Origin of the sequence: Stenotrophomonas mexicanensis (genome assembly GCF_032911605.1) — a bacterium.
In the GTDB taxonomy this organism is placed as follows: domain Bacteria; phylum Pseudomonadota; class Gammaproteobacteria; order Xanthomonadales; family Xanthomonadaceae; genus Stenotrophomonas; species Stenotrophomonas maltophilia_A.
Map to the genome: position 1 here is coordinate 69,594 of NZ_JAWJTG010000017.1, position 9,662 is coordinate 79,255.

At 66.9% G+C, this 9,662-nt stretch carries 8 protein-coding genes; 5 read left to right on the top strand and 3 right to left on the bottom strand.

Annotation, left to right across the window (positions count from 1 at the left end; genetic code table 11):
* Positions 1-4: 4 nt before the first annotated feature.
* Positions 5-640 carry a glutathione S-transferase family protein gene (locus R1L06_RS09600; RefSeq protein ID WP_032130046.1) on the bottom strand — a complete coding sequence of 212 codons (636 nt, stop codon included), beginning with the start codon at positions 638-640 and terminating at the stop codon, positions 5-7.
* A 245-nt stretch (positions 641-885) separates the two neighbouring features.
* Here R1L06_RS09600 and R1L06_RS09605 point away from each other — a divergent pair, with 245 nt between their 5' ends.
* A complete protein-coding gene (locus tag R1L06_RS09605; protein ID WP_317217571.1) occupies positions 886-1,809 on the top strand; it encodes a LysR substrate-binding domain-containing protein in 924 nt (307 codons plus the stop codon).
* 87 nt (positions 1,810-1,896) lie between these two features.
* On the opposite strand, the gene groL is transcribed toward R1L06_RS09605, so the two are convergent.
* Positions 1,897-3,546, bottom strand: coding sequence for a chaperonin GroEL (groL, locus tag R1L06_RS09610; RefSeq protein WP_014038666.1), 1,650 nt, complete (start codon positions 3,544-3,546; stop codon positions 1,897-1,899).
* A gap of 81 nt (positions 3,547-3,627) precedes the next feature.
* A complete protein-coding gene (locus R1L06_RS09615) occupies positions 3,628-3,915 on the bottom strand; it encodes a co-chaperone GroES (RefSeq protein WP_006396661.1) in 288 nt (95 codons plus the stop codon).
* A 357-nt stretch (positions 3,916-4,272) separates the two neighbouring features.
* Between R1L06_RS09615 and R1L06_RS09620 the strand changes: the two genes are divergently transcribed.
* The 4 genes from R1L06_RS09620 (at position 4,273) to R1L06_RS09635 (ending at position 9,408) form a co-directional block, all read left to right on the top strand.
* Positions 4,273-6,063, top strand: coding sequence for an endonuclease (locus tag R1L06_RS09620; RefSeq protein ID WP_317217572.1), 1,791 nt, complete (start codon positions 4,273-4,275; stop codon positions 6,061-6,063).
* Positions 6,064-6,131: 68 nt separating this feature from the next.
* Positions 6,132-6,470 (top strand): divalent-cation tolerance protein CutA, encoded by a 339-nt coding sequence (gene cutA / locus R1L06_RS09625; protein ID WP_317217573.1) that lies wholly within the window; start codon positions 6,132-6,134, stop codon positions 6,468-6,470.
* A complete protein-coding gene (locus tag R1L06_RS09630; protein ID WP_317217574.1) occupies positions 6,467-8,848 on the top strand; it encodes a protein-disulfide reductase DsbD domain-containing protein in 2,382 nt (793 codons plus the stop codon). Before cutA ends, R1L06_RS09630 begins: the two co-directional genes overlap by 4 nt.
* Positions 8,845-9,408 carry a TlpA family protein disulfide reductase gene (locus R1L06_RS09635; protein WP_107433205.1) on the top strand — a complete coding sequence of 188 codons (564 nt, stop codon included), beginning with the start codon at positions 8,845-8,847 and terminating at the stop codon, positions 9,406-9,408. Before R1L06_RS09630 ends, R1L06_RS09635 begins: the two co-directional genes overlap by 4 nt.
* Positions 9,409-9,662: the final 254 nt, after the last annotated feature.

Genomic DNA, 9,662 nt, shown 5'->3' on the forward strand with positions numbered 1-9,662 from the left:
CTCCTTACGGTCCGGTGGCCGGTTCGGGCAGCTGCACGCCGCGCTGTACCGCAGGGCGTGCGGCAACCCGTGCGTACCACGCATCCAGATGGCGATGCCGCGACAAATCGATGTCGATGATGCGGGCGATGTGCAGCCAGCCGAAGTGGGCGATGTCGGCAATCGAGTAGTGATCGCCAGCCAACCACTCGCGTCCCTGCAGGCGCTGGTCGAGTACGCCGAACAGCTCGTCGCTCAGGCGGCGGTAGCGTTCGATTGCCGCGGAATCGGGCTGTTGCGCGAAATGCTCGAAGTGCACGCGCTGGCCGAGGATCGGGCCGACGCTGGCGGCATGGAACATCAGCCAGGTCAGCGTCTCCCAGCGCGCAGCCGGTTCGGAAGGCAGCAACGCATTGCCCTGTTCGGCCAGGTACATCAGGATCGCCGCCGACTCGAAGACAACGATGCCGCGCGCGCGATCTTCCAGCACGGGAATGCGGCCATGCGGGTTGAGCCGCAGGAAGTCGGGATGGCGATGTTCACCATCGGCGATGTGGACGTGGTGAAGGTGATAGGGAAGACCCAGTTCTTCCAGTGCGATGGTGGCCTTGAAGCCATTGGGAGAACTGTCGGAGTACAGGTGCAGCGAAGGTTCGTTCATGGGAATCCTGGACGCAGGGAGCGACGGCATGCACCGGCCGTTGAAGGTGGCCGGGCGATGCGGGAACGGACGCTGCAGCAGCCGTGCAGGCAGTCTAGGAAGGGCCTGAGTCGCGGGGAAACGATGTCTTCTGCACGGGGAGTTGAGCGGGGCTCAACGTGCGCGACGCGCGCGCGACAGGCTGCAGTGCGGTCGATATGCTGTCGCAGCGCGGCGCGTGCCGACGCGGTCACAGGAGAGTTGAGATGGGTGCGGTGCTGCCGCTGCTGGGCCTGCGGGCCTTCGTTGAAACCGGCCGCCATGGCAGCCTGACCGCCGCCGCCGATGCGATGGGGGTGACACCTGGTGCAATCAGCCAGCAGCTTCGACAGCTGCAGGAGCGGCTGGGCGTGAGCCTGTTCGACCGCACCCGGCATGGCGTGGTGCTCAGTGCAGCCGGCGCGCGCGTGTATCCGGAGCTGCTGCAGGCCTTCGATCAGATCGCACAGAGCCTGCAGACACTCGAACGCTGGGAAACGCGGTGCACGCTACGCATCAGCGCGGCACCGAGCTTCGCCGCACAGTGGTTGGCGCCGCGACTGGGCCGGTTCAGTGCGTTGCATCCGCAGGTGGACGTGCAGCTGGACTCGAGCGCGGCGTTGGTCGACCTGCGCCGCGAGGGGGTGGACATCGCGATCCGTCATGGACTGGGCCGCTACCCTGGCCTGCATGCCGAGCACCTGATGGCACCGGTACTGCTGCCGGTGGCCAGCCCTGCGCTGCTGGCCAGCGCGCCTGCCGTGGGTACAGTGCAGGATTGCCTGCAGCTGCCGCTGCTGCAGGACGCCGACCGCAGCGACTGGCGGCTGTGGTTCCAGGCACTGGATCTGCCCGTCGATGAACGACTGGAGCGCGGCCCTGCGTTCGATGACGACCTGTTGCTGATCCGCGCGGCGGTGGCCGGGCAAGGCATCGCCCTGGTGCGCGACATCCACGCGGCCGAAGAACTCGCCAATGGCCGGCTGCAGGTGGTGATCGACCAGCCCTGGCCACAGGCCTTTGCCTATTACGCGGTGACGCGTGCGGACGGCGAGGCCAACGCGGCGATACCTGCTTTCATGACCTGGTTGCATGCAGCACTGATGACGCCGCAGGAAGCAGGCACACACACCCTGCAGGACGCAGGATGAGCCGCTCGGAAAGCGATGCCATCGCAGCCGGCCACAAAAAACCCCGCCTTGCGGCGGGGTTTTTCATTGCGGGGCGAACGTGGGGACTTAGAAGTCCATGCCGCCCATGCCACCCATGCCGCCCATGCCACCGGCGCCACCCATGGCCGGCTCGTCCTTCTTCGGAGCTTCGGCAACCATGGCTTCGGTGGTGATCATCAGGCCAGCGATCGAGGCCGCGTTCTGCAGCGCCGAACGGGTCACCTTGGTCGGGTCCAGGATGCCGAACTGCAGCATGTCGCCGAACTCGCCGGTGGCGGCGTTGTAGCCGAAGCTGCCGGTGCCTTCCTTGACCTTGTTGATGATGACCGACGGTTCTTCACCGGCGTTGGCCACGATTTCGCGCAGCGGGGCTTCCATCGCGCGCAGGGCGATCTGGATGCCGTGGTTCTGGTCTTCGTTGGCACCCTTCAGGCCGGCCAGTGCGGTGACCGCACGGACCAGGGCCACGCCGCCGCCCGGGACCACGCCTTCTTCAACGGCTGCACGGGTAGCGTGCAGGGCGTCGTCGACGCGATCCTTCTTTTCCTTCATTTCGATTTCGGTCGAAGCACCGACCTTGATCACGGCAACGCCACCGGCCAGCTTGGCCACGCGTTCCTGCAGCTTCTCGCGGTCGTAATCCGAGGAGGTGTCCTGGATCTGGGTCTTGATCTGGCCGACGCGTGCGTCGACGGCAGCCTTGTCACCCACGCCATCGATGATGGTGGTGTTTTCCTTGGAGACCTGCACCTTCTTGGCGCGGCCCAGGTCCTTGATGGTGGCCTTTTCCAGCGACAGGCCCACTTCTTCGGAGATCACGGTGCCGCCGGTCAGCACGGCCATGTCTTCCAGCATCGCCTTGCGACGGTCGCCGAAGCCCGGCGCCTTGACGGCCACGACCTTGACGATGCCACGGATGGTGTTGACCACCAGGGTCGCCAGCGCTTCGCCTTCGACTTCTTCGGCCACGATCAGCAGCGGCTTGCCGGCCTTGGCGACGCCTTCCAGCACCGGCAGCAGGTCACGGACGTTGGAGATCTTCTTGTCGTGCAGCAGGATGAACGGGTCATCCAGGTCAGCGGTCTGCGACTGCTGGTTGTTGATGAAGTACGGGGACAGGTAGCCGCGGTCGAACTGCATGCCCTTGACCACGTCCAGCTCGTTGTCCAGGCCCGAGCCTTCTTCGACGGTGATCACGCCTTCCTTGCCGACTTCCTTCATCGCGTCAGCGATGATCTGGCCGATCGACTCGTCCGAGTTGGCCGAGATGGTACCGACCTGGGCAATCGCCTTGTCGTCGGCGGTCGGCTTGGAGATGGTCTTCAGCTCGGCAACGGCGGCCACGACGGCCTTGTCGATACCACGCTTGAGGTCCATCGGGTTCATGCCGGCGGCAACAGCCTTGGCGCCTTCGCGGATCAGGGCCTGGGCCAGCACGGTGGCGGTGGTGGTGCCGTCGCCAGCGTCGTCGTTGGTGCGGGAAGCAACTTCCTTCACCATCTGCGCACCCATGTTCTCGAACTTGTCAGCCAGTTCGATTTCCTTGGCGACGGAGACGCCGTCCTTGGTGATGGTCGGCGCGCCGAAGCTCTTTTCCAGCACGACGTTGCGGCCCTTCGGGCCCAGGGTGGCCTTGACGGCATTGGCGAGAACGTTGACGCCGCGCACCATGCGCGAACGGGCGTCTTCACCGAAACGAATATCCTTGGCAGCCATTGCAATTACCTCATTGGTAGCGCCGGACGATGCCCGGCGGCTGGGATTTGGGGATCAGGTTGAAACAGGTCGCGCCGAGGCTCAGCCGATGACGGCGAGCACGTCGTCTTCGCGCAGGACCTTGTACTCGACGCCTTCGCTCTTGTACGAGCTGCCGGCGTACTGGCCGTAGATGACCTTGTCGCCGACCTTCAGCGACGGAGCGCGCACGCTGCCGTTGTCCAGCGGCTTGCCCGGGCCGACGGCCACGACTTCACCTTTGGTGGACTTTTCCTTGGCCGAATCCGGAATGACGATGCCACCGGCGGAGATTTCGTCGGCTTCGATCGGCTTGACCACAACGCGGTCGTGCAGCGGCTTGATGCTCATGAGAGACCTCTTAAGTTATTGATTGGTCTGAAAAAGTCTGGCGATGTTAGCACTCACCCCAGGTGACTGCCAGCATTGCTCGCGAAAAAGCCCGATGAATCGGGAGCAGGACAGAGATGGAGCTGGCCCCGGACCTTTCAAGGCCGCTCGCGGAAAAAATTTCACTGCCCCGGGCCCACTCGATCTGCGCCCATGTGAAGGCCTGGATGCCGGTGCAACGCGGCAACCCTGTCTCTGGAATCCTCGACTTTTGGTGACTCGCGTCGCACTGTCAGATATCTGACGTTCATTTACGACAAAGTGTCACTGGATCGGCCTTAGGCTCGGCCGCGGATTCCCAATCACAAGGAGTAGTCGATGCGATTGCTGTCCCCGCTTGCCGCCGCCTGCCTGCTGGCGCTGGCCGCCGCGCCGGCCCAGGCCGAAGTCTTCATCAACGAACTGCACTACGACGACAGCACCGCCGCCGGTGACGTCGGCGAAGCCATCGAAGTGGTCGCTACCGCGGGCGAGGACCTGTCCGGCTACCGCCTCTATCTCTACAACGGCAGCAATCCTTCGGCCGCCACGGTCTACGCCAACAATCCGGTCCCGGCCGGCACCGCCGCGGGTTGCGGCAGCGCCACCCTGGCCGTGGTCGGCTACCCGACCAACGGCCTGCAGAACGGCCCGAACGACGGCATCGCCCTGGTCGATGCCAGCGGCAAGGTGGTCCAGTTCCTCAGCTACGAGGGCGCCATCACCGCCTCCGGTGGCCCTGCCGCCGGCATGACCAGCCAGAACATTCCGGTGGCCGAGACCAACAGCACGGCCCCGGGCACCTCGCTGCAGCTGACCGGCAGCGGCAGCCAGTACGCCCACTTCACCTGGGCCGAATCGGCCAGGCAGACCTTCGGCAGCTGCAACAACGGCCAGACCTTCAGCGGGGGTGGCACCCCGGGCCCGAACACGCCGCCGTCGGTCTCCACCACCACCCCGGCGCAGGGCAGCAGTACCTTCCCGGCCGCCGCCGACCTGGAAGTGGTGTTCAGCGAGACGGTGAACCTGGCCAGTGGCGCCTTCGCCCTGAGCTGCGGCACCTCCGGCAGTGTGCCGCTGACTTTCCCGGCCAGCGGCCGCAGCGTGAAGCTGTCCACCAACACCGCGCTGGTGGCCAGTGAAGCCTGCCGCTTCGACATCCGCGCCGCGCGCATCACCGACCTGCAGGGGGCGCACCCCGCCGCCGACAGCCGCATCGCCTTCACCGTGGCCAGCACCGGCGGCAATCCGGACCCGGGCAACCCGGGCGTGCCGGCCGGTTACTACTCCAAGGTCAATACCAGCAGCCCCAGCCAGCTGCGCTGCTCGCTGCACGCCACCATCAAGGGCCACACCGCCTACCCGTACAGCGGCTCGGGCACCAGCACCTGGACCATCCTGGAAATCGCCGACGAGGATCCGAACAACAGCGGCAGGATCCTGGATGCGTACCGCAACCGCAGCTACGCCAAGGTGACCGACCGCGCCGGCAGCGGCGGCGGCCTGAAGTACAACCGCGAGCACACCTGGCCGAACTCGCTGGGCTTTGCCAGCACCACCGGCGACAAGGGCCTGCCGTACGCGCCGTACACCGACACCCACATGCTGTACCTGACCGACGCGCAGTGGAACGCCGATCGCGGCAACAAGCCGTTCGGCAAATGCGACGCCAACTGCGGCGAACGTGCCACCGAGGCCAACAACGGCCAGGGCGGCGGCAGCGGCGGCTACCCGGGCAACTCCAACTGGGTGCGCACGCCGGACGGCAACACCGGCACCTTCGAGGTGTGGGGCAAGCGCAAGGGCGACATGGCGCGTGCGGTGATGTACATGGCGATCCGCTACGAGGGCGGCAAGGATGCGGCCACCGGCCAGTCCGAGCCGGACCTGGAGCTGACCGACGACCGCAGCAGGATCGTCAAGACCAGCAGTTCGCCGGCCTACATGGGCCTGCTCTCGACGCTGATCGACTGGCACCTGTCCGATCCGCCGGATGAAGCCGAGCGTACCCGCAACGACGTGATCTACAGCTTCCAGGGCAACCGCAACCCGTTCATCGACCACCCCGAGTGGGCGACCCCGGGCCTGTTCACCTCGGCCAAGCCGGCCTCCTGCCAGCTGGCCAACTGACCGCGCAACGCAGCGGTCCACTGCCGCCGCCGGGCCCTGACCCGGCGGCGGCCCTATACTCGACGGTCATGTCGACCGTCGATCCCGTCCTGCTGCTGTTGACCACCTGCCCGGACCGGGCCAGTGCCGAGCGCATCGCGCACGCGCTGGTCGGCGAGCGCCTGGCCGCGTGCGTGACCCGCCTCGATGGCGCGCAGTCGACCTACCGCTGGCAGGGCGAGGTGACCACCGACCCCGAGCTGCAGCTGCTGGTGAAGACCACCGCGAGTCGCGTCGATGACGCGATTGCCCGGATCGTCGAACTGCATCCGTATGAACTCCCGGAGTGCATCGCGGTCGAAACCCGGGCCGGCCTGCCGGCGTATCTGGACTGGATCCGGGCACAGACCCGGGAGGACACTGATTGAAGACTCTGTTTGCGCGTGGCGCCGCCTTGTGCGCCCTGTTGTGGCTCTCGCTGCCGGCGTTCGCCCTGGATGAGAAAGACCTGTTGCCGGTGGACCAGGCGTTCGCACTGACCGCGACCGCCGCCGAGCGTGGCCAGGTGCAACTGCAGTTCAAGATCGCACCGGGCTATTACCTGTATCGCCACCGCACCAGCGTCAAGGCGGATCCGGCCTTCAATGCCGGCGCGCTGCAGATGCCCAAGGGCGACAAGCACCACGACGATTTCTTCGGCGAAGTCGAAACCTATCGCGAACGCCTGCAGGCCACCCTGCCCGGCACGCCGACCGACGCCGCCGGCACCATCAGCCTGGAAGTGCGTTACCAGGGCTGCGCCGATGCCGGTGTCTGCTACCCGCCGCAGAAGCGCGTGGTGCAGGTCACCCTGCCCGGTGCCGGTGCGGCGGCCGCGGTGCCTGCCGCGCGTGCCGGTGCCGCAAGCCCGTTCAACAACCCGCTGGCCGGTGCCGGCAACAGCGGTGGCCTGCGCCTGCCGGGCGCGGCCAACAACAGCCAGGCGCTGCCGCTGCCGTCGGAGCAGGCGTTCGGCTTCGACGCCATCGCCGGCGACGGCAATACCCTGCTGCTGCGCTTCAGCCCGGCGCCGGGCTACTACCTGTATCGCGACCGCACTTCGGTGAAGCTGGACGGCAGCACCGGGGTGCTGGCCGACAAGCTGCGCTGGCCTGCCGCACAGTCGCATCGCGACGAACACTTCGGCGATGTCTCGGTGTACTTCAACCAGGTGGAAGTGCCGCTGCCGCTGCGCCGCTCCATCGCCGATGCGGTCGACAGCACTCTGGTAGTGACCTTCCAGGGTTGCCAGACCGATGGCATCTGCTACCCGCCGATGACCCGCCGGGTGAAGCTGTCCATTCCGGCCGGGAAGGTCAGCAGCAGCGCCGACCAGGCGCAACCGCGCAATGAAGTGATCAGCCCGCTGCCCGCTGCCAACGGCGCACCACGCGAAGCCGCCAACGGCGCGCCGCTGCGCCTGCTGCCAACCGTGCCCAATACGGATGCAACGGCCCCTGCTGCAGGTGACGGCACCGCCAGCCGTGAGTTCGCCGCCGATGCACAGGGCGACAACGCGCTGCGCACGCGACCGCCGGTGACCACGCCGAATCCGGACCGTTCGTTCGTATGGGTCCTGCTGCTGGCGCTGGCCGGTGGCCTGGTACTGAACCTGATGCCCTGCGTGCTGCCGATCCTGTCGCTGAAGGTCCTGAGCCTGGCGCAGAGTGGCGAAAGCCCGCAGCGCGCGCGCAGCCATGCCCTCTGGTACACGCTGGGCGTCTTGGCCGCGTTCGCGGTGATCGGTGCGTTGATGGTTGGCCTGCGCGCGATCGGCAACGCCGTCGGCATCGGCTTCCAGCTGCAGCACCCGGGCGTGGTGGCGGCGCTGGCCTACATCATGTTCGCGGTGGGCCTGAGCCTGTCCGGCGTGTTCACACTGGGCGGCGGCATCGGCAACCTCGGCCAGTCGCTGGCCAGCCGCAGTGGCCCGGCCGGTGATTTCTTCACCGGTGCGCTGGCCTGCGTGGTCGGCAGTGCCTGCGTCGGCCCGTTCATGGGCGGCGCGATTGCCTACGCGTTCATTGCCCCGCCGCTGAAGGCGATGACCGTGTTCCTGTTCCTCGGCCTGGGCCTGGCCCTGCCGTTCCTGCTGATCGGCTTCGTGCCGGCGCTGGCGCGCCGCCTGCCCAAGCCGGGCCCGTGGATGGAAACGCTCAAGCACGTGCTGGCCTTCCCGATGTATGCCACCGTGCTGTGGCTGCTGTGGGTGCTGGGCAAGCAGCGCGGCGTGGACGGCATGGCGCTGGTGCTGGGTGGCCTGCTGCTGCTGGCCTTCGGTCTGTGGCTGTTTGAACGCAACCGCTGGACCGGCTCGCGCGCCGTCACCCTGCTCGGCGTGCTGCTGGCGATCGGTGCACTGGTTCCGGCCTGGGGCGTGACCCAGCTGGCAGCGCCGGCGCGTGCCGCACAGGCGGCCACTGACAACGTGGTCGAATACTCGCCGCAGCTGCTGGATCGCCTGCGCGCCGACAACCGCGTGGTGTTCGTGAACATGACCGCCGACTGGTGCGTGAGCTGCAAGGCCAACGAGCGCGCCGTGCTGTCGCGCCCAGAGTTCAAGGAACTGCTCAAGCGCACCAACGCGGTGTACATGCGCGGTGACTACACCAACGTCGATCCGCAGATCACCACGTTCCTGGAAGAGCACAAGGCCGTGGGCGTGCCGCTGTACGTGGTGTACGGCCCCGGCGCACCGCCGACCGTGCTGCCGACCCTGCTGACCCAGGCGGTGGTCGAGGAAGCGCTGCTGCGCACCGCACGATGAAGTGGCAACGGCCAGCGCTGCTGTGGACAGCGGTGCTGGCCGCCGGCCTCGGCCTGTGGGCCGGGCATCGATTGGCTCCCGCGCCGGCTGCGCCTGAGGCCATGCCAGCGGCGCCTGCGGTGGCGGCGGTGGCACCCGCCCTGCAGGTCGGCGACAGCCTGCCCGCGCTGTCGCTGCCCGATCTTGAAGGCCGACCGCTGGACCTGCGCCAGCACGCTACCGGCCGCCCGCTGTTGATCAATGTCTGGGCCAGCTGGTGCGCGCCCTGCGTTGAAGAAATGCCTGAACTGGCGCGCTTTGCCCACACCCAGGGCGACAACGGTGTGCAGGTTCTTGGCCTGGCGCTGGATACGCCGGAAGACGTGCGCGGTTTCCTGCAGCGGGTACCGGTGGATTACCCGATCGTGATCGAGACACCCGGGCCACGCGATGCCAGCGTGCAGCTGGGCAATACGCAGGGCCTGCTGCCCTACAGCGTGCTGTTCGATGCACAGGGCCGGCTGGTGAAGGCGAAGCTGGGGCCGTTCGCCCACGGCGAGATCGACAGCTGGGTGAAGTGAGGGTGTTTTTTGCAGGGCTTGCAGCCCTGCACCCTGCTCAATGCAACGGCAACAGCCAAAGCCAAAGCGGGCATTCCGTGGGTTGGCGGGACGGTATCGGAGTGCGGGGACGCTGCAAGTACATCCCTGTAAGCTTGGCAGCCGCATCCATGCGGCTGACACCCCGCAGTCCGACACCGCCCCACCTCTGACAGATCTTCGCGGCTGTTGGTAGGTGTCGACCTTGGTCGACACATCTGTCAGATATCGAATGA

Coding starts and splice junctions, on each gene's coding strand:
- R1L06_RS09600 (WP_032130046.1), bottom strand. CDS start 640: ATGAACGAACCTTCGCTGCACCTGTACTCCGACAGTTCTCCCAATGGC.
- R1L06_RS09605 (WP_317217571.1), top strand. CDS start 886: ATGGGTGCGGTGCTGCCGCTGCTGGGCCTGCGGGCCTTCGTTGAAACC.
- groL (WP_014038666.1), bottom strand. CDS start 3,546: ATGGCTGCCAAGGATATTCGTTTCGGTGAAGACGCCCGTTCGCGCATG.
- R1L06_RS09615 (WP_006396661.1), bottom strand. CDS start 3,915: ATGAGCATCAAGCCGCTGCACGACCGCGTTGTGGTCAAGCCGATCGAA.
- R1L06_RS09620 (WP_317217572.1), top strand. CDS start 4,273: ATGCGATTGCTGTCCCCGCTTGCCGCCGCCTGCCTGCTGGCGCTGGCC.
- cutA (WP_317217573.1), top strand. CDS start 6,132: ATGTCGACCGTCGATCCCGTCCTGCTGCTGTTGACCACCTGCCCGGAC.
- R1L06_RS09635 (WP_107433205.1), top strand. CDS start 8,845: ATGAAGTGGCAACGGCCAGCGCTGCTGTGGACAGCGGTGCTGGCCGCC.